Source organism: Acinetobacter sp. YH1901134 (assembly GCF_013416965.1).
Taxonomy (GTDB): Bacteria; Pseudomonadota; Gammaproteobacteria; order Pseudomonadales; family Moraxellaceae; genus Acinetobacter; species Acinetobacter amyesii.
Genome location: NZ_VPEW01000009.1, coordinates 84,956 through 106,416 on the forward strand (window position 1 = coordinate 84,956; position 21,461 = coordinate 106,416).

The window sequence follows — 21,461 nt, forward strand, 5'->3', positions numbered from 1 at the left end:
ATAAAAGGCTGTAATAACTTGCATTGCAGTATAAAAGAATAATTATCATTACTGTTTGTTCAAAAAGTTCACAATTTATCCGTATTTAAATCTTATAATTCAATCATCTTTATAAACTTTTAACTGCCAATCATGCCAAAAATAAAACCAGCAAAATTGATCGTAGCCATCATCGTTGCTTTGGCAATCGCTGTCACTGCATGGCATTTCCTAAAACCTAAAGAAACTCAGCCGCAATATATTACTGCTGAAGTGAGTCGTGGTGACATTGAAAACTCTGTACTTGCAACAGGTGTACTTGAAGCAACCAAAATGGTGAGTGTTGGTGCACAGGTTTCTGGTCAGGTGAAAAAGATGTATGTGCAACTCGGTGATGAAGTGAAACAAGGTCAGCTGATTGCCCGTATTGACTCTGTACGTCAGGAAAATGATTTAAAAACTGCAGAAGCCAGCATCAAAAACCAACAAGCGCAATTGGCAGTTAAACAAGCAAATCTTGCAAAAGTCCAAGCTGAATATAATCGTCAACAAGCAATGTACGCTCAAGACGCGACTAGTCGTGCAGAACTTGAATCTGCGCTAGCAAGTTATAAAACTGCGCAAGCTGATATTGCAGCCATTAATGCACAAATCGAACAATCACGTTTAACTTTAGCGACTGCAAAAGAAGACTTAGGCTATACACAAATTGTTGCACCTATGGATGGAACCATCGTGGCGATTGTGACTGAAGAAGGTCAAACCGTAAACGCCAACCAAAGTGCGCCAACCATTGTGAAATTGGCAAAACTCGACACCATGACCATTAAAGCTGAAATTTCTGAAGCCGATGTGATGAAAGTCCAAGAAGGTCAAAACGTCTATTTTACAACCTTGGGCGACAGTGAAACAAAACACTATGCTACCCTGCGCCAAGTTGAACCTGCGCCAAACTCAATTAACACCGAAAGTAACAACAACACCTCTTCGTCTTCAAGTACTGCGGTTTACTACAATGCGTTATTTGATGTCCCAAATGAAGACGGTAAATTGCGTATTGATATGACTGCTCAGGTGTATATCATTTTAGATGAAGCCAAGAATGTCTTGACTGTACCTGCTGCAGCCGTTCAAACCTCGAACCGTCCACAACGTAGCCGTAATAATGCATCTGCAAATGGTGAATCTGCTGATAAAAAAGCCAGCGCAGAAGCTAGATCGAACAAAGACAATCCAAACCGTCCTAAACGTTTAGAACTGACTGAAGCTGAAAAAGCATTGGTCAAACAAGGTAAAGCCAGCGTTGCGATGGTTCGTGTACTACAAGCCGATGGTTCAGCTCAACCACAACAGGTATTACTCGGTTTAAATAACCGTGTGACCGCACAAGTGATCCGTGGCTTAAAACAAGGTGACAAAGTCGTGATTGCCGACGGTTCTGATACTTCAAATGATTCAGCGAAACGCAGCAACCGCGGTGGTGCTGGCGGCCCAATGAGAATGTAATTATGAGTCAATATCAGACGCCTCTACTCGAGGTCAAGAATCTGACTCGTGAATTCCCTGCCGGTGAAAGCACAGTCCAGATTCTAAAAGGGGTCAATCTTGAGATTTACCCAGGTGAACTGGTGGCGATTGTAGGTCAGTCCGGTTCTGGTAAATCAACCCTAATGAACATTTTAGGTTGCCTAGATAAACCCACAAATGGCAGCTACAAAGTCAAAGGGCGCGAAACGCGTGAACTTGAACCAGATGAACTGGCACAGTTACGCCGTGAATATTTTGGCTTTATTTTCCAGCGCTATCACTTACTCGGTGATTTGAATGCTGCAGGTAACGTTGAAGTTCCCGCAATCTATGCCGGTGCAGATGCAACCGAACGCAATGCACGTGCCAAGCAACTACTAACCGATCTTGGACTGGGTGAAAAAACCCAAAACCGTCCGAGCCAACTCTCGGGTGGTCAGCAACAACGTGTATCGATTGCGCGTGCCCTCATGAATGGTGGCGATGTTATTCTTGCCGATGAACCGACCGGTGCACTAGATAAGAATAGTGGTATTGAAGTGATGCGGATTTTGCGCGAACTCAATGCCAAAGGTCATACCATTATTTTGGTCACGCACGACCATAATGTTGCAAAAAATGCGACTCGAATTATTGAAATTTCTGACGGTAATATCATCTCAGATCAGCCCAATGTACCTGAAACAGATGATGAACCTTTAGAAAAACAGCAACTCGTTCCAAACACACAGAAAAAAACCTCAAGCTGGCGCTCTGCCGTTGACCGTTTAGGTGAAGCCTTCCGTATGGCGATCCTTGCCATGAATGCACACCGGATGCGTACATTTTTAACCATGCTCGGGATCATTATTGGTATTGCTTCTGTGGTTTCTGTTGTGGCTCTTGGGAATGGTTCACAAAAGCAAATTTTAGAAAATATCAGCAGTTTAGGTACCAATACCATCACGGTGTATCAAGGTCGAGGCTTTGGTGATAATTCCAGATCCTCCCAAGTAAAAACATTGGTTCCAGCCGATGCGACAGCCCTTGCTGAGCAACCTTATGTCGATGGCGTTAGTCCTTCGGTTAATTCATCTGTCACAGCACGTTTTAAAGATACAGAAGCGTCGACCACAGTGAATGGCGTGAGTGAAGATTTCTTCTATGTCAAAGGAATGAACTTCGCTTCGGGTCAGCCTTTTGATAAAGAAAGCGTGACTGAGCAAGCGCAAGATGTGGTGATTGATAGTAATACTAAAAATACCTTCTTTGCAGATGGCACCAACCCTGTGGGTCAAGTGATTTTATTAGGCAGTGTGCCGAGCCGTATCATTGGCGTGATCGAAGAACAAAAAAGCATGATGGGCAACTCAGATAGCCTGAATGTGTATTTACCCTATTCAACGGTCATGAGTCGTATGTTAGGTCAGTCGAATGTACGTAGCATCATTGTCCGAGTGAAAGATGAATATCCAAGTGCTGCTGCTGAGAACGCCATCTTAAGCTTATTGGTACAACGTCATGGCGCGCAAGATGTCTTTACACAGAACTCCGATAGTATCCGCGAAACCATTCAACAAACCACGGCAACAATGACCTTATTGGTATCTGCTATTGCAGTGATTTCATTGGTCGTCGGTGGTATTGGGGTCATGAACATTATGTTGGTTTCTGTGACTGAACGTACCCAAGAAATTGGTGTACGTATGGCCGTGGGTGCCCGTCAAAGTGACATTCTACAACAGTTCCTGATTGAGGCGGTGTTGGTGTGTATTTTAGGCGGTGTACTTGGGGTTTTATTATCTTTAGGTATTGGACAATTGATTAGTCATTTTGCCGGCGGAACATTCCAAATGGCCTATTCAACAACGTCTATTGTTGCTGCTTTTGTCTGCTCTAGTATGATTGGTATTGTGTTTGGCTTTATTCCTGCACGTAATGCCGCACAGCTGAACCCTGTCGATGCGCTTTCTCGCGAATAAGGAAATAATGATGCAAATGACCTTAACTAAACTTGCAAGTGCCTTCATTCTCGGAAGTAGCTTAGTCGGCTGTGCCGCTGTGGTTAAGACGCCGTATGAAGCCCCTGCAACACAAATCCCGACGCAATTTCAAAATGCGAAAGCCATGAGTCAGCAAGTTCATGCAGATACTTATGCTGACCAATGGTGGACATTGTTTAATGATGCTCAATTAAACCAGTTAGTGAATCAAGTTTTAGCTGCGAATACAGACCTTACTGTAGCAGGTATTAATTTACAGCAAGCTCGACTACAAGCAGGTTTAGCTGAAAATAAACAAGGGCCACGCGTGAGTTCAAGTGTCTCTACTGGACATAACTTTGACCTTAACTCAGGTGATGACTCATCAAAAGGTGTATCACTCAGTGGTGGCGTTAGTTATGAAGTAGATTTATTTGGTCGCTTGGCTAGCCAGACTGAGGCAGCAAAATGGGAAGCTTTAGCGACTGAACAAGACCTGCAAGCCACTGCCCAAAGTTTGATTGCGACAACAGCAAACCTATATTGGCAACTTGGCTATTTAAATGAGCGCTACAGTATTGCGCAGCAAAACTTAGCCAGTACGCAAAAAACCTATGACTTGGTCAAGGTGCAATATAAAGCCGGTGCTGTGTCAGGTTTAGATCTAACTCAAGCGGAACAGTCGGTCCAAAGTCAAAAAGCGACCTTAAGCCAAATTGCCCAACAAAAAGTGGAAACACGTACTGCATTGGCTGTGTTATTGCATCAACCTGTGCAACAACTGAATATTTCAGAGCCGCAGCGCCTACCTCGAATTGCATTACCGACGATTGCAGCGGATTTACCAGCCGAGTTGTTGTCTCGCCGTCCAGATTTACAAGCGAGCGAATTAAGATTACGTAAAGCTTTGGCAAATAAAGATGCAACGAAAGCCAGTTACTATCCTTCGATCAGTTTGACTGGCAGTTTAGGCTCGAGTAGTACCTCTTTGAGTAACTTATTGCAAAACCCCGCTTTGGCTTTGGGTGCAAGTTTAAGTTTACCTTTCTTGCAATATAATGATATGAAGAAAGACCTTGCGATTAGTGACTTAGACTATGAAAAAGCCATTATTCAATATCGTCAGACCTTGTATCAGGCTTTTGCCGATGTGGAAAATGCACTATCCAATCGTACTGAGTTAAGCCAACAAGTTGCATTACAAGAACGTAATTTACAGCTTGCAGAGAAGACTGAACATTTAACAGAAGTACGTTATCGAAATGGTGCCATTGCGTTGAAAAACTTACTCGATGCACAAGAAACCACACGTAATGCTCGACTATCTTTGGTTCAGACGAAGCAAAGTCAATACAATGCTTATGTGACTTTGATGCAGGCGTTGGGTGGCAGTCCGATTAAGCAGTTGCCTTGATTTATATTAAAAAGCCCTGAGGGGCTTTTTTTACATCTAAAGGGTTTAAATAACAAAAACTCTCTTTTTGAGATATTAAAATTGCTTTATTCTTTGGCAGTATTTTAACAACTCTATAATTTTAAAGAATATGATCAATCGAAATTTAGCCATTATTTTACTATCTACTTTTGCTTTAAGTGCTTGTGCAAAAAGTGCGAATGAGCCACAAACTCCTTCTACTAATCAAAAAAGTGCTTCTCCTGAGCTACAATCCAAAATTCAAAAATTGCTAGAAAAAACCAAGAAGAATATGATTTTTGTGGAAGGTGGTACTTTTATGATGGGAGATTTTGATCATTATGACAGCAAGATTGATAGCAAACCTGTTCACAAAGTAACTCTAGATAGCTTTAGCATGTCTGCTTATAAAGCCACTTATGCAGACTTGGACATATACAGCGCTGCAACCAATACCCCTAAAGTAGGTTCAACTGAGTCTCACTCATCACAATTTAGATATCCAGTTTCCTCTGCAGGTGTTTCTTGGCAAGAAGGACGAAATTATTGCCAATGGTTAGGAAAGCAGCTAAAACTTAACATGGACCTCCCAACCGAAGCTCAGTGGGAATATGCAGCCCGTAATAGAGGTCAAAAAATTCATTTTCCAACCAATTCCGGTAAAATTGAAAATGGCGTAAATGTATGGAGTTTTAAACAGCGACAAGCATTATTTCATGAATTTAAGTCTATTGGTGCTGAAATTTCTGTAATAGGCAGATACCCAGCTTCAGCACTAGGTTTTTATGATTTAATTACAGACAACTATGAATGGATGCTTGATTGGTATGCAGCAGATTATTATCAACATTCCCCTGAAAAAAACCCGAAAGGCCCTAAAGCAGGAACTGAGAAAGTCCTCCGTAGTGCTAAACCTCTAGATGGCCAAACCTTGCAGATGGGGGAGGGTTTAACTGTACGGCGTAGTCATACTCACCCTATTCAACCAGTAGATTTCCCTGAAAGATTTAAGGGAGTAATCAATCCAAACTTTGACAACTCTGTACGCTGTGTAGTAAACCAAACTAAAAAAATTATGTAGTTTCACCCAATACAACTCTATCAAGTTTGATAGAGTTGTATTTCCTGATCTTCAAATGGCGCTAGAATATCTAAATTTGATGCTAAAATAGCAGTATTGTCTGCATAACCACCCATATAATCTAACTGTTTAAATTGCATATCATCTTGATTTTTTACAATTAAATGATTCAAAGGGTAACCTTGTATCGGTTTTGCCTGCTTACGGTATTTGAGGAAATCTTTTAACCATTGGTTCTCTCGACCACCTGCATAATCTCCCCCGGAATTGAGTGCAATAATAATATCTTCAGCAATACTGGCATCTTCACCATAGTTTAAAAAGCGAATAATATCCCCTTCAATTTTTTGCATATTACTTTTGGACTGGGTTTTAGCACGAGGATGCACATGTTGAATTACATTCATCCATTCCTGAGTGGAGATACAGGTTTTAAATATATTAATAATAGCATTTTTCCGTGTTACAAAACGGTTAATCTCTACATCTAAACCACTCATGCTAATCGTCATATCAAACAAAGAAGCAGTGCGAGTTGTCCAGTGTGTTACCCCATAGATCAATATCCCCTTGGTTTCAGGTGAGGCAATGACTAAACCATCTAAACCACTAGGTGAGTTGATATTCATAGCGGCTCTATAACGTTGTTGATCAGAAGAAAGGCCACTTATCCAAACACTAAAATCAATGACTAATTCATTAACATTTTGTGTCAAAGGATGATTATCTCCAATACAATAAGCTAATATTTGCGCTAATGCAGTGAAAGCTAATTCATTAATATATAAAAGCTGTTTAAATGACGCTTGTAATAATTGACTTTTTACAAACAGCGCAAAATGCCACATTTGCTTAAAATCAACTTCAAAGTCTAAAGCTCCCTTTGCCCCAATTCCCCAACATACATGCAAAGCCACACGGAATTTAAATTTTCCACCTTCAAGAAATATTTGAAATTTCCCCTCAAACCCACCGCCAATACTTCCACCCACCGTCGGCGCAGCAGAGGCTAAATTAACAAACTTAGCCGGACTTTCTGTTTTATCGTTATACCACTCTAAAGAGCCCAAAACAGTAACACCAATTTGGGCTCCACCAAATGCTTTTACTTCAGCTGTTACTTGATTTTCTGTTGTTTTGTCAAAATCTGTATCAGTAGGCTCTAAAATTCCGCGGGAAGTAGCATTAGTACGCCTTGGTGTCCGTGTCGTAGGATAAACAACTTGAGGCGCACCAACAGTCATTGGCAAATCAACCGATAAATTACCTGCCAATCCAATATTTGCACCAGCAAAACCATGTAAACTACAACCGCGAATAAAGCGAATAGTACCTAGTGCCATATCTCCGACCTCTAAATTCCAACCATTTTCACTTGGATAAAAGCTTCTCCATTCTTTTTGCTTTTCAAATAATACAAATTTTGCAGAGAGATCGCCTTTTGCTCTTATTGAAGTTCCTTTATTAGTCGCATGTATGGAAGCCTCGCCTCCATTTCCAGCAACTAAGCGCATCCATTGCGACTCAACACTAACATTAACCCCTTTACTATTTTTATATTGTTCTGCAATTTCGCCACCAATCCCCCCTATCATGTCGTATATTACTTTTTCATCATCACCAAATTTCTTTTTATAAATTTCTACGCTTAGTTGCTCTTTTAAGTCATCGAAGCTTTTCTTCATATCTACTAAATCAATTTCTATATCACCATCTTCTTCATAGTTCCTAGATTTAACTGCCGCAGCTTTTATTTTTACTTTTGCCTCAAAATTTAGTCGCTTTGACTTTAATTGATCATATTCCTTCGCCGTTAAATATTTTCTTAATAGTTGTTTTTCCCCTGTTTTAGTATCTCCTTTGGTTTCTAAAACCAAAACTTCTCGCAAATCTGCTTTATTTCCAAATTTTTCATTTAATTTTTCTATTGCTTTTTGTTGATTAATATTTAATCTTTTTTCAATTTCTTCAATTTCAGCAGTAGACTTAGCAGTAGAGCTAGATAAATAGTTCATTTTTTCATCTAATTCATATTTTGTACGATGTATATTTTTTATAGAATCTTCTAAGTCACGCGTTATTTTTTCAAATGTATCGAAAGCATCCGGAGGTAATATTAACAATTCATCAGTATGAGGATTGACTACAATTGGTATTTTTTTAGCTTTACCTAAGCCGACAGTAGTATTTTCATTCGGGCTGCTCCCACCCATTGCTACACCTATACGAATTTGATTAATTTGATTTTTATCAATACAAGTGATCGGGGGGAAAAATTCACTCTCTTTAACTTGATTTCCTATTTTATATTTAACCTGACTACTTTTGGTAGTGAATGCGATTCCTGTTACCCCATTTTTTTCAGCACTCTTTGGAAAATTATTTAAAATTGGCTTGTTATTATTTTTCTCAAATACTTGATATTGAATATTAGATATAGGTTTTAACTGTGAATTCATAAACTGAAAAACAGAATACGTCTTCAAGAAAAATATCTTAGCTTTATAAATTTTTTGTGTACATTTCTTTTTATATTCAATATAACTATTGCCTAAATCATTAAGTGACCGCTCAAATGGTTCAATCAAACCATTACTATTACTTAAGCTTTTATTTTTCAGTATTTCTGCAAATTTTGGGTCTATTGGCTTACTACCCGATAATTCAAAAACTGATTTTTGAAGGTTAATTTTTCCGATACCATTGTTTAAAAGAATTCTCTTCGTAGAATTCTCTTTCATTACTTTTATTGTATTTTTTAATTCTTTCTTTCTTAATTCATATTTCTGTTCACTTGGAAATTTAGAGTTTTCAAGTAACTTCTCTTCATCAATGACAATAATATTACTTACATCACTTTTAGAAAATAATGGGATCATCCATTCACTTTTAGCTGAATAAGGACTCTTAAATCCATAAACAAAAAATCTTAGTTGGCAAATACTCTCTACTATTACATTTTTTGTTTGCCCATTTTCATCAGTTACATCCTGTATCTCTTTAACTACTTTGTTATTTTGTACTATTTGTACTTTATATTTTACTTTAGAGAGCGCCCCCCCCCCCTGCTTACTAAGCTGAATTTTATTATCAATAACGTAATATTTATCCATTTTCTTATCCAATTTAGTTATTTTGCATAATTTTATATTTTGAAGCGTCTTTATCTGAAATATGCACACCTATTTGCTCTGGACCATCAGTTTCAAATCTTTCCGTTTTACCATTAGCATCAGTCTTACCAATTTTTTGCGTACCATCAGATTTAAAAACTACATATTCAACACCTTGTCCTGGCTTACCAAATTCATCGACAATTTCAAATGTTAAGAAACAAGGTGACGTATTTAATTTAATTGGTGGAACCTCCACCTTTTCCCCTTCCACAAACTTATGCTGCCCCGCTTTCGCCTCAAACTTCCCACTCGTAGTCGGAAACACGCCCGAACCATTCAGTTTGATCTGTGAACCACCCGCAGTTAAGTTTATTTCTTTAGGGCTGGTGATATATACCGTATCTTCGGTTGAAATAATCTGAATGCCCTTACGTGCAATTAGATCGAGTCCATCACCTTGTGCCTGAATTTCAACTTTCCCTTTCCCAGCAAATGCTCTCAATCCTTCTTGCGCTGCAAATAAACTGATTTTTTTGCCTGCATGACCTATTAAAGATTTTTGCGTGGAAATGTTCATACTATCGCCTGCAGTTTGGCTGATTTGACCATTTGCAGATACATGTATATCTTCATTACTGCTTAAAGCAATCGAATTGGGTGTGGCCAAGACCATAATGGCTGATTTAAACTCGGCAGCTTTTTGCTGATCATCCTGGCTTAATATCTCAATAAAGGCTTGAAGACTCTCCAATACTTCAAGAGGGTCGGTCTGTTGGTTTTTCGCTACATCACTCAGCCCTTTAACATTATTCAATGCGCTTTCGATTTGAGTATGGGCTTCATTGGCATTCAAATGCACCCCACCTGCTTGATTCTGCTTATGGGTCGAAAGTAATAAACCTTGTCCAGCTCGTAGCGCCCCCCATTGATCTGTCCGCAGCTCAAAACCTTCACCCCGATCTTCACTTTCTGCTTTATCTTTTGGATGACTGAGCTTACCGAGGTTCAGTTGGCTCGCACCATGACTACTTTGCAGCTGGGTACTAATTTGCCCCGTGGTGTCATCAAAGCGTAATTGACCAAAACCCTCTCCCGCCACTTCTTTGGAACGAATTCCCGCAAGTTTTTTGGTATCGGGTAATTGTCCTTTATTGTCAAATTTAGTAGGACTACGCTGCGCTTCATGAATACGACCAACAACAAAAGGTCGGTCAATGTTGCCATCAAAGAAATCAACGACAACTATTTCACCAATTCGAGGTAAGAAGCGCGCACCATAACCTTCACCGGCCCAAGGCGTCAGCACATCAACCCAAGCCGAGTCTGTGTCATTATTGTTCGCACCTGCACCGCCATCATGGCCATGATCATCGGAACGGGTAAATAGGAAACGGACTTTTATCCTTCCCCATTCATCAACATGGATTTCTTCACCAGCAGGACCCACAACTTTGGCACGCTGCGGATGTGTTACTGGTCGATGTGTAAGTGGATTAAATTCAGGGACGGTCGTTATATTTCGACGTTGCAAAGCCAAGGTATTGGCTTGGCGTTCATCCGCATCGCTTTGTTTGACTTGCCACTGACTTTGATGGATCAGTTGTGTAACTTGATCGGTTAAGTCTTTGGGTAAATTATTTTGGTTATAAAAAGACTTAGATAAAATCAAAAATTCTTGATCGGCACCACGATGCTGGTCAATCTCTGGATGCTCATCCAATTTGAACCAATAACCAACTTGTGTATCACGCACGGTACTTTTAGCAATAAATTGTTTGGCTTGAGCTGCATAATAATCACTAAAATTTTGATTGAGACGTTCTACTTGAGCACTATTAGAAGCTGTTGCAGCATCTTCACCATTCAGATCTTGCGTCCATGCAGGGCTCACATGCCATGCCTGCTCTAAGCTTAAGCTCGCATTATCTTGATTTTGACTATGTAGGTGCTTGCTTTGTACTGCACCACCCCCCTCGTCCTGTTCAAGCACATCCGCCTGCCACCGCTGCACATGTACCGACGTCGGCTGCAGACTGCGCTGACCGATAAAACTGGTCATACTGTCATTTTTTTCAGTCGCACTACTGCGATGAAAACGGATATTACGTCGCTCCAAAGCTTGATATTGACTATTATCATCAATCAAACGTAGCTTTTGAGCTGCTATGGGTGTCGCAGACGATGTTACAAAAGATTGAGCTTCATCAACCAACCAATGAATGCCTTCACTGCGTAATAAGCGGGTAATAAAATCATAGTCGGTTTCATTACTTTGCATCATGAATGGTCGAACGTCATACTCTTTTTTTAAGCCACTTAAGTCCAAACTTAAGCTCGCTGCAAAAAGTGGGCTCTTTTTTTGCCATTCCTTAAAAATAATCTCGACCACATCTTTGACCGATTTATTCATAAACACGCGGCTATTACGACGCTTATGCCACAATGCCGTTGCATCTTCTAAGGTCAACTTATATAGCGTTAATGCACCATCACTTTGGCCTTGAAATGCTTCTGTAATGATCCCGGTAATACGAAAAAGTTGACCCGCATCGGTTACCTGATCGATTGCGACTTGTGTACCAATAAATTGTTTGAGTTCTAAGGTGGCAGAAGTTGAGAGACAGATGAGCTGAACATTCAAACCTTCACTTAAGGCATGTTCCCCATCAATACGTTGCAAGAATACTTGTTCATTCAGCGTGGTATTGGAAAATTGAATATGCAAGGCACGTTTTTGTGGACTAATGCCCAATTTCTCAAGTGCAGAATATATATTGTTCAGCATCGTTATTATCTAAAATCAGATTTTTATAAAATATGCGGGGTATTTAATCAAAAAAACTCATATTTTTCTAGGCATAAACTGCCTGCTTTGTTGGGTTTTATGTAAGTAAAAATTCAAATTTTCACATCAATTCTTTATGTTATTTTTACTCTATTTATTTCTGCATTAAAAAAATATAGAGACCATCAAACTAAACTTCAGGTCTCTTCATACCACCTTACTACCTTGCATCACGATTAATTAGTATTTAAAAATGCGTGAATATTCTCCAATTGTTCTTGTGCTTCGACATAGCCTTGCAAGGCCGCTTTTTCCAAATATTGCTGTGCAATTTTAAGATCACGCTCTACGCCCATGCCATGAATATATAAATAGCCCAATCGCGTTAACGCCGCAGCATTCATCCCCTGAGCCGCTTGTGCATAATAACTATGTGCCTGAGTTAAATCTTGCTGCACACCCAAACCATGTTCTGACATTTCACCAAGCTGGTACAAGGCAGTCACATTTCCTAATCCCGCCGCTTGCGAGAAATACTGCAACGCTTGTTGGAAATCTTGTGTTCCCCATTGTCCTTTTAAATTAACTAGACCTAGTTGCGTGAGTGCATCAGGATGACCTAATTTTGCCGCTTTCAACAATGCCCGCTGTGTTTGACTATCATCAAACTGTAGATCAGGCAAGATATTGTCCACGGCTAAACGGTAGAGATACCAAGCAGCATCCTGCGAACCTTGTTCTGCGGCTTTTTCCAGATAACTCAGACACTGATCACGATGTGCTAATGGATACTCTGGCAATGCATAAAAACGTCCAATCACATAGTTTTGATCCGCGACACAAGTAATGGACATATTATTTAAATGCCTAGCAGCTTCAATTAAAAGTTGCTGCGCTTGCTTGATATTTCGCTCAACACCGACGCCGTGTAGATAGCATAGGGCCAAACCGACTTGGTTAATGAATAATGGTTTGAATTGATACGCTGTTTGATATAACTCAAATGCTTTTTGCGGATCATCACGAACCAAATACTTTTCAAAATACAGCGCTGCAATAAGACTAATTGCATCAGCATCTTTAAGTTGAGCAGCTTCGGTCAGAAAGCGAAAACCTAAAGTTTCCTGCTTCTCCAAATACCAACCATGAAAATGTGCAATACCTAATAATCGGCTGGCTGCAGCAACTTTGTGCTCTTTGGCCTGCTGCAAAAGATCATGATAAACCCGCTGACGCTGATCGACGTCGATCTTACCCATCAATACTGCTTGATAATACTCATACAACTGCTGCTGGTGCCCGAGTAGCAATCCTCGCTTTAAATATTGCAATGACTTTTCATCATTTTGCGCAAGATACTTTCCTTGCGCATAGAACTGCTGCAATTGCTGAATAGCCGCCATATGGTCTTGTTGGGCAGCTTTCAGTAAATATTCCAATCCCAGAGCAATATTTGGCGTGGCTTGGTTTAAATAGAACTGTGCCAATTGATACTGTGAATTGGCATGTCCATTGTCCGCATTTTTTTGCAACAAATCTAAATGTTGCTGCTCGGCATGTGTCTGATCTTCTGGGTTTAGTTCGGCGAGTCGATATTGTGCATCCAAATGACCGCGTGAAATAGCATGTCGATACCAATACTGTGCTTTTTCAATATTGGGTACACCGCCATAGATACCTTCTTTAACTTGCCCCAACACATATGCAGCATCATCGCTGCCTAAACTATTGGCTTTTTCCAATAGAGCCAGCGCATTTTCCACACTGACTTCTCTGCCTAAGCCTTGTAAATGCATCTGTCCCATAGCGACATAGGCCTGTGGAATTTCATGCTGTTTGGCCAAATTTTGATACAACTCATAGGCACGCGCATAGTCGGTTGGTGCATCAAGCATTAAACGTTCTGCAAATTTCAGCTGTGCATCTAATTGGTCTATCCACAAGTCATGCCCAACCGCTTTAGCCTGATCGCGTTTCACTGGATCGGGTCTTTTCCACATCCAAAACGCAAGTGCTCCCATCCCCAAAATTAGTATCAGTAAAAACCACATACTCGCCCCAAAAAATCAATATTTTAATTATTCCAACATTGTGTCTGATTTTAATTCTATATACAAAAAAAGCACCGAATTTGGTGCTTTATTTTTTTTCAAAATGAGATAGCTGTCATGCTTTTGCTCGTTTTGCATCAAGTTTTTTGAGCACCTCTGACACAGCCACCATCGCAAAGCTGGACGTCACCACTACTGCTGAACCATATCCACCACAATGTAAGCCCGCACTTGGACAAACATCAGCACTGGAAAATGGATTATCAATCGAATAAACACAGGTAATCCCAAACTTTTCTTTCGGCTTTTTACAAATGCCTTTGCCGCGTAATTGTGTGCGCAATTTGGCTAACATCGGGTCTTGCTCTGTTCTTGATAAATCTGCGACTCGGATTTTCAGCGGATCAAGTTTACCCCCTGCTCCACCGGAAACGATCAACGGAATTTTATTAAAACGACAATGTAACATGAGGGCGAATTTCGCTTTCACGTCATCAATACAATCTAAAATTAAATCGGGATTGCCGGCTAATATTTCTTTCACATTTTCAGGTGTTAAGTAATCATCAATTAAATTTATTTTGATTCGGGGATTAATCCCACGGCAGCGCTCTGCCATCACTTCAATTTTTTCATGTCCCAATGTCGTGCTCATGGCAGGCAATTGTCGATTAATATTCGATGCAGCAACCACATCCATATCGACCAAGGTCAGCTCACCAATACCAGTACGCGCTAAAGCTTCGACCGCCCATGAGCCTACACCACCAATCCCAATCACCATGACATGACTTTTTTCATAATGATGAAAACCTTCATCACTATATATTTTGGCTACGCCAGCAAAACGGCGGTCATATTCATCATCTTGGAGCAGTTCAGTCATAGGTTTGGAGGCAGTGTTAAATCAGCCGCCATTTTAGCAAATTCACTGCTTTTTTTCTTTGATAAAACGCAATTCAGCAGTCAGCGCAACAGAGCGGCATTCGCATCAGGTCTAAATCCATCAAAATAAACATTTACAGCGAACGGAGATCTGCTTTAAAAAGTATAACCATAAATCTAAAACTCAAGTGTGTATTGCCATGGACATCCATCCTCTGCCAAATAATTTAAAAATTACCGATGACAAAAATGAAATGGATTTAGACACCGTGCATCGTTTTTTAAGCCATACCTATTGGTCAAAAGATATTCCAAAACATGTGGTGAAAAAAGCGATTGAAAACTCTTTGGCCGTGGCCTTACTTCTCGATGATGAAATCATCGGTTTTGGTCGTGCCATTACGGATTACGCAACTTTTGCTTATTTAGCCGATATTTATGTCGCCGATGAGCATCGAGGCAAAGGCTATTCAAAATTAATTGTGAGTACTTTATTTGAAAAATGTGGCTCCTCAGATCTAAGACGCATGTTGCTTGCGACGGCGGATGCACATGGTTTATATCGTCAATTTGGCTTTACCGATTTGGTTCAACCTGCAAGTTTTCTCGAGATTCATCAAGCCAACATCTATCAACGATAGAGAAAATTTCTCGGATAAAAAAAAGAGGCTTTCGCCTCTTTTCGATCTTACAACCTTAGTCTTTATTCATAATAAAGAAATATTCACGGTAGTATTTAAGCTCTGCAATGGAGTCACGGATATCATCCATCGCTAAATGTGAGGCATTCTTTTTCAATCCACCCATAATTTCCGGACGCCAGCGCTTCGCCAATTCTTTCACTGATGATACATCGAGATTACGGTAGTGGAAGTATTGTTCCATTTCAGGCATTAAACGATGCAAGAAACGACGATCTTGGCAAATTGAGTTACCGCACATCGGTGATGATTTTGGATTCACCCATTTTTTCAAAAATTCTAACGTTTGCTGTTCAGCATCTTGTGCTGTCAATTTACTACGACGTACACGTTCGATCAGACCTGATTGACCATGTTGGCGAGTGTTCCATTCATCCATCGCATTGAGCACACGGTCAGACTGATGTACCGCAAGCACAGGCCCTTCCGCCAGAATATTTAAATTATCATCCGTCACAATTGTTGCAACTTCAATAATCTGGTCGTTATCTGTATCTAGACCTGTCATTTCAAGGTCAATCCAAATCAGGCGTGTATCAGGTGTGCTGCTCATAAATGTGCAATCTTATTAGGCTGTAAAAATGAACATAGTAGCAAATTTATTGGGCTTGCGCTGTAAATAGACCCTGCTTTCATGCTATTTTTGCCATCTAGTTTTCACGGTTTTTTAGGATATGAATGGCTTTAATTCGTAAGCGCCGACTGACTGAACAGCAGCAACGTCGCATTCAGAAGCAACATAAATCTCGTCAGGAAGAAATCGATACTTCTGCAGATTTGGAAGGCTTGGTCGTCCAACATTATGGTCGTCAACTTGAAGTTCAAGCGCTGTCTACACCCGACCAACATCCTGAAAAACCTATTGTGCAAGCTGGTGAACCTGAACCCCATTGGAAACCCATCGAATTAGGCAGTGTTTGGCGCTGCCATACCCGTACCAATCTCGAATTATTGGTGACGGGTGACCGTGTCAAATGGCAAGCTGACCCGATCACAGGTTTAGGGATTATTACCGCGATTCATCCACGCCAATCTTTACTGACACGCCCTGACCGTTATCACAAAGTGAAACCTGTCGCAGCCAATGTCAGCCTGATTGTGATTGTATTTGCACCACTTCCTGAGCCAGCACCAGGCCTGATTGACCGCTATTTGGTGGCCTGTGCAGATGCCGATATTCCAGCATTATTGGTCTTAAATAAATCCGACTTGCTTAAAGACAACGATCCGATCTTAACGCTATTACAAGAATATCGTGACTTGGGCTATGAGGTCATGCAAACTCAATCTGATGGTGACTTAAGCACACTTTCTGCTCGACTTTCTGGTGAAACTGTCGCATTTGTAGGTCAGTCTGGGGTTGGTAAGAGCACTTTAATTAATGCCATTGTTCCGGATGCTGCGCAAAAAACCAATATTATTTCGGAAAACTCCGCGCTCGGTCAGCACACCACCACCTCTACGCGCTTAATTGCGTTTGGTGAAGGTTCTGCATTGATTGATTCACCAGGAATCCGTGAATTTGGTTTATGGCACCTAGAATTGGAAAAAGTTCAGCAAGGTTTCCCTGAGATCGAGTCACATTTGGGCTATTGCCAGTTCCGTAACTGTACGCATAAACATGAAAAGCAATGTGCGCTTAGAATGGCGGCTCAAAATGGCGAAATTTTACCGCGCCGATTAGACAGTTATTTACGTCTGATCGACGAAATCACGGAAGCGCAGCAAAAAAATTAATTTTTATTCTGTTCATGCCCTTGAAGGGGTGATTTTGATCACCATATTTATGGGCTATACTCTTGGCAATTTAAAATTGTAGTTAGGTGAATTGTGGAACGTTGGTTCGAATTTATGGGGAATCACCCCTTCTTATTTGGAACGCTGGCTGTATTGGTCGTGCTGTTCTTTATTCTTGAAGGCCAGCGTAATGGTCGCAAAATTTCACCTCAATCTTTAGGGATTTTAGTTAAAGCTAAAAATGCTCAATTGATTGACTTACGTGATGCGAAAGACTTCCGCGAAGGTCATATTAGCGGTAGCCGTAATATTCCATATAGCCAAATTACAAAACACATTGAAGAGTTAAAAACTTCTGATCGCCCGTTGGTTTTTGTATGTAACCTTGGTCAAGTGGCAGGTTCTGCATTGCAACAAGTCGGTCATGCAGATGCATACCGTTTAGACGGCGGCATTAGCAACTGGAAAGCTCAAGGCTTACCTCTAGTTAAAAGCAAATAAGCGCTTCTTAGGAGATTAACATGGCTGAAGTTACGATTTATTCAACAACTGTATGTCCTTACTGCATTCGTGCAAAACAGCTCCTAGAGCGTAAAGGCGTGGCTTATAAAGAAATTAATTTATCAAATGAAGCGCCTGAAGTACGTGTTGAATTGATGCAACGCACCAACCACCGTACCGTTCCTCAAATTTTTATTAATGATCAGTTTATTGGCGGTTTTGACCAACTTTATGCTTTAGAGCGTGAAGGCAAACTCGACGGTATGCTATCTTAATTTTAAACATAAATCGTCACCTCATATTAAGGAATAAACAATGAGTGAAGAACAACAAGCTCAACCACAATTGGCATTAGAGCGTATTTATACTAAAGATATTTCTTTCGAAGTACCTGGGGCTCAAGTATTTACTAAAGAATGGCAGCCTGAACTAAATATCAACCTTTCTTCTTCTGCAGAAAAAGTTGATCCAACACACTTCGAAGTTTCACTGAAAGTTGTCGTTCAAGCGAACAATGCGGGTGACACTGCATTTATCGTTGACGTTACTCAAGCAGGTATCTTCCTGATCGATAGCGTTGAAGAAGAACGTCTTCCTTACATTCTTGGTGCTTACTGCCCAAATATCTTGTTCCCATTCCTACGTGAAGCTGTGAACGATATGGTTACTAAAGGCAGCTTCCCACAATTATTGCTTACACCAATTAACTTCGATGCTGAATTCGAAGCGAATTTGCAACGTGCACAAACTGCTGCTGAAGGCCAAGCTTAATCGCTTATCTTCAAATCTAAAAAAGACCGCTTTTGCGGTCTTTTTTATTGCTTTTTAGCTTCCCCCCCTTTACTAAAAGGGGATATGAGGGGGATTTACTTCTACTTAACAAAATCCCTCCCACCCTCCCTTTTAAAAAGGGAGGAGCAAATTACTCAGCATCCATCATTAAGTCAGCGCTCATACCTACAGTATTAAAGCCCGCATCAACATACAGAATTTCACCTGTAATACCATTTGCCCAAGGTGAGCAAAGGAACAATGCTGCATTACCGACATCTTCAATAGTTACATTGCGTTTAAGTGGTGCGACTTTTTCATTTAGATCTAACATTTTACGGAAAGATTTAATCCCTGAAGCCGCTAAGGTACGAATCGGACCTGCTGAAATCGCATTTACACGAATACCTTCAGTGCCAAGACTTGTTGCCAAATAACGTACGCCTGCTTCTAGTGACGCTTTTGCCATACCCATAACGTTATAGTTTGGCATTACGCGTTCAGAACCTTGGTAAGTCAGCGTCAATAAGCAACCTTGACGTGCAGCCAATAAAGGTTTTGCCGCACGAGCCATCGCAATAAAACTATATGCGCTGATGTCGTGAGCAATTTTAAAACCTTCACGGTCGGTAATATCAGTGAAATCGCCATCTAAAGTATGTGCCGGTGCAAAACCAATTGAATGCACAACACCATCTAGACCATCCCAATGTTTAGCAAGTTCAGCAAAAGCGGTATCAATTTCAGCGTCCACTGCTACATCACATGGGAAAACTAAAGTTGAACCAAATTGTTCAGCAAAATCATCTACACGTTTTTTTAATTTTTCGTTTGGATAAGTAAAAGCCAGTTCTGCACCTTCGCGATGTAAAGCTTGCGCAATACCAAATGCGATTGATAACTTACTTGCAATACCCGCGATTAAAAAGCGTTTGCCAGCCAATAGTCCTTGTGCCATGTGAAACTCACTCAAAATAATTTAACAGCATAATGCCAAGTCTAAAGCATTTTAGAAATTGCATAATGCGCCTTTTTTTAGAAAACCATCATTGCATGCACGATGCGAATAAAATCAGATTCAATCAAGCGGCGTCAATATTTGTTGCCGCTTAAGCGTCCAGATGCAATGCTTGTAATGAATTAGTCCATAATATATCTGCAATCTCAGATTCGGTACGATTTAAACTCTGAGCTAACCCCTGCAAGACATAGGGCAAATTGACCGGCGTATTACGGGTACGCCCTTCCGTCGAATGCTGACAACATAAGGGTGTCATATCGGGACAGTCGGTTTCTAAGACCAAATGTGCCGCCCCTAAAGTCTGAACCACTTGATGTAATTTTTTTGCATTGGGATTGGTGATTTGCCCCGTTACACCAATTTTAAAACCTAGCTTGGTAAATGCCTTCGCTTCTTCAACACCACCACTAAATGCATGTGCAATACCACCGAGCTTAAATTGATGCTTTTTCAACATCGAAAGCACCTCCGCATGGGATTTACGAATATGCAGCAATATTGGTTTATCAAACTGCTGTGCTAACTCAAGTTGTGCGGAAAAATACTGCTGCTGCTTTTGAAAAAGTTCAGGCTGCTTATGCTGTTTCAAAAAGGTATCTAAACCTATTTCACCCACAGCAACACAATCATGCTGCTTTAGCATCTGTTCCACATCGAACAAATGTTCTGTACGGTGTTGCTCAATATAAAACGGATGTAAGCCGGGAGCTAAATAGCTTGTTGGAACATTGGATAAACGAGCTAAAAACTCTTGGGTATGCAGCAAATCTTGAAAACGTGACTGTACAAAACCAATCAATACTAACGCATCGACACCCGCCTGTTTGGCAGCATACGCCAACTGTTCCCGATCAGCGTCAAAATCGGGAACATCAAAATGCGTATGCGTATCAAACAATGAGTAAGTCATTGAACTAATTAATTTGCTTTTGCGGCTGAGGCTTCAGCAGCTTCAACTGGAGGTAGATATTGCTTTTTCAATACACTTTGCAATTGATCATACGGAATGGTCAAACGTGGTAAACCCACCACATACGGCCCAATTTCATATTCGGCATATTGCAAAATTAAACCTTGCTGACTCAGATAAAAATTATCAGACAGTTTAAATTTCCAAATCTGTTCGTATTCTTGAATATTGTCTGCCAACTTGGCATCTTTCACCCAAGTTTTAAATACTTCATAGCCCCGCTTTTCAAGCTCAGCACGTTGATTTGGCAATAATATGTCGTTGAGCTGCACCAATTTTTGAGTGCTTAAATCAAAGTTGTAATATTGCTGTGCAGAAGAACCATGCGCTCCACCTAAATATGAACTGGTATTTAAAACCACTGTTGCCAAGGGTTTTTCAGCATTTAATATTTTAGGTTTAATCATCAAACTGATTTGCTGATTGGCACTTAAAGATTTCAATTCTTTATCTAACTTTAAGAACGCTTGCATATAAGGCTGCGTGGCTTTTTCCAATTTTAATTTGGGCGTTTCAACATTTGCCAAAGCAGATTTTGCTTCAGACGCTGCAGGAACTCCACTTGCAGCGGGAGCATCAGTGCTCAGCGTCTTATCTTCTAAAGGCGAAACAGATAAAATTTCGCCTAACTGTTTTAGAATTTCCGCATCAATAAAGTCATCAATAAAGGCTTGATTACTGTTTAAGCGTTCAACTGAAATTTCAGGACAGACCCCGCCATCACATTCAGGTAAATTCAGTTGTAATTTTTCCGCATCACCAATCAGTTTTGCACTCAAATCTGGCTGTTCAGTTTTGGCTTGATCCGGCTTTTTTTCAGGTTCAGCTTGTTGTGGCTGACACGCCGTGAATGCAACAGAAACTGCCAATATTGAGCTTGCCCAAATTTTATTTTTTTGCACCATTGCTTCAACCTTTCATTTTGAATAATTGATATTTATTTTGGTAAATATCTTATCAA

General features: G+C 40.4%; 17 protein-coding genes. 9 read left to right on the plus strand and 8 right to left on the minus strand.

Features of this window, described 5'->3' with window-relative positions:
- The first annotated feature begins 132 nt into the window (after positions 1-132).
- From FTV50_RS10905 to FTV50_RS10920, 4 genes are all read left to right on the plus strand, one after another.
- Positions 133-1,485 (plus strand): MacA family efflux pump subunit, encoded by a 1,353-nt coding sequence (locus FTV50_RS10905; RefSeq protein ID WP_180024414.1) that lies wholly within the window; start codon positions 133-135, stop codon positions 1,483-1,485.
- A gap of 2 nt (positions 1,486-1,487) precedes the next feature.
- Positions 1,488-3,467: a MacB family efflux pump subunit gene (locus FTV50_RS10910; RefSeq protein ID WP_180024415.1), complete on the plus strand. Its 1,980-nt coding sequence runs from the start codon at positions 1,488-1,490 to the stop codon at positions 3,465-3,467.
- Between the two features lie 10 nt (positions 3,468-3,477).
- Complete coding sequence (locus FTV50_RS10915) at positions 3,478-4,881, plus strand: efflux transporter outer membrane subunit (protein ID WP_180024416.1); 1,404 nt, start codon at positions 3,478-3,480, stop codon at positions 4,879-4,881.
- Between the two features lie 130 nt (positions 4,882-5,011).
- Positions 5,012-5,962 carry a formylglycine-generating enzyme family protein gene (locus tag FTV50_RS10920; protein WP_180024417.1) on the plus strand — a complete coding sequence of 317 codons (951 nt, stop codon included), beginning with the start codon at positions 5,012-5,014 and terminating at the stop codon, positions 5,960-5,962.
- A 20-nt stretch (positions 5,963-5,982) separates the two neighbouring features.
- Here FTV50_RS10920 and FTV50_RS10925 read toward each other — a convergent pair whose 3' ends face one another.
- From FTV50_RS10925 to FTV50_RS10940, 4 genes are all read right to left on the minus strand, one after another.
- On the minus strand, positions 5,983-9,075 hold the full coding sequence (locus FTV50_RS10925; RefSeq protein ID WP_180024418.1) for a hypothetical protein: 3,093 nt from the start codon (positions 9,073-9,075) through the stop codon (positions 5,983-5,985).
- A 13-nt stretch (positions 9,076-9,088) separates the two neighbouring features.
- Positions 9,089-11,863, minus strand: coding sequence for a type VI secretion system Vgr family protein (locus tag FTV50_RS10930; protein ID WP_180024419.1), 2,775 nt, complete (start codon positions 11,861-11,863; stop codon positions 9,089-9,091).
- A 236-nt stretch (positions 11,864-12,099) separates the two neighbouring features.
- On the minus strand, positions 12,100-13,914 hold the full coding sequence (locus tag FTV50_RS10935) for a tetratricopeptide repeat protein (protein WP_180024420.1): 1,815 nt from the start codon (positions 13,912-13,914) through the stop codon (positions 12,100-12,102).
- Between the two features lie 115 nt (positions 13,915-14,029).
- Positions 14,030-14,800: a ThiF family adenylyltransferase gene (locus FTV50_RS10940; protein WP_180024421.1), complete on the minus strand. Its 771-nt coding sequence runs from the start codon at positions 14,798-14,800 to the stop codon at positions 14,030-14,032.
- 199 nt (positions 14,801-14,999) lie between these two features.
- Here FTV50_RS10940 and FTV50_RS10945 point away from each other — a divergent pair, with 199 nt between their 5' ends.
- A complete protein-coding gene (locus tag FTV50_RS10945) occupies positions 15,000-15,440 on the plus strand; it encodes a GNAT family N-acetyltransferase (RefSeq protein ID WP_180024422.1) in 441 nt (146 codons plus the stop codon).
- A gap of 55 nt (positions 15,441-15,495) precedes the next feature.
- On the opposite strand, the gene orn is transcribed toward FTV50_RS10945, so the two are convergent.
- Positions 15,496-16,053, minus strand: a complete 558-nt coding sequence (gene orn / locus FTV50_RS10950; RefSeq protein ID WP_067763591.1) for an oligoribonuclease — start codon at positions 16,051-16,053, stop codon at positions 15,496-15,498.
- A gap of 125 nt (positions 16,054-16,178) precedes the next feature.
- Here orn and rsgA point away from each other — a divergent pair, with 125 nt between their 5' ends.
- From rsgA to secB, 4 genes are all read left to right on the plus strand, one after another.
- Positions 16,179-17,237 carry a ribosome small subunit-dependent GTPase A gene (gene rsgA / locus FTV50_RS10955; RefSeq protein ID WP_078192688.1) on the plus strand — a complete coding sequence of 353 codons (1,059 nt, stop codon included), beginning with the start codon at positions 16,179-16,181 and terminating at the stop codon, positions 17,235-17,237.
- 93 nt (positions 17,238-17,330) lie between these two features.
- On the plus strand, positions 17,331-17,738 hold the full coding sequence (locus FTV50_RS10960) for a rhodanese-like domain-containing protein (protein WP_078189639.1): 408 nt from the start codon (positions 17,331-17,333) through the stop codon (positions 17,736-17,738).
- Between the two features lie 20 nt (positions 17,739-17,758).
- Positions 17,759-18,013 carry a glutaredoxin 3 gene (grxC, locus tag FTV50_RS10965; protein ID WP_078189640.1) on the plus strand — a complete coding sequence of 85 codons (255 nt, stop codon included), beginning with the start codon at positions 17,759-17,761 and terminating at the stop codon, positions 18,011-18,013.
- Positions 18,014-18,053: 40 nt separating this feature from the next.
- Entirely contained in the window at positions 18,054-18,509 is a 456-nt protein-coding gene (secB, locus tag FTV50_RS10970) for a protein-export chaperone SecB (RefSeq protein WP_078189641.1), read from the plus strand.
- A 151-nt stretch (positions 18,510-18,660) separates the two neighbouring features.
- Here the strand turns inward: secB and FTV50_RS10975 are convergent, their stop codons facing one another.
- The 3 genes from FTV50_RS10975 to FTV50_RS10985 form a co-directional block, all read right to left on the minus strand.
- Positions 18,661-19,467, minus strand: coding sequence for an enoyl-ACP reductase (locus FTV50_RS10975; RefSeq protein ID WP_180024423.1), 807 nt, complete (start codon positions 19,465-19,467; stop codon positions 18,661-18,663).
- A 151-nt stretch (positions 19,468-19,618) separates the two neighbouring features.
- A complete protein-coding gene (locus FTV50_RS10980; RefSeq protein WP_180024424.1) occupies positions 19,619-20,440 on the minus strand; it encodes a TatD family hydrolase in 822 nt (273 codons plus the stop codon).
- An 8-nt stretch (positions 20,441-20,448) separates the two neighbouring features.
- A complete protein-coding gene (locus tag FTV50_RS10985) occupies positions 20,449-21,405 on the minus strand; it encodes an RsiV family protein (protein WP_180024425.1) in 957 nt (318 codons plus the stop codon).
- Between the last annotated feature and the right edge of the window lie 56 nt (positions 21,406-21,461).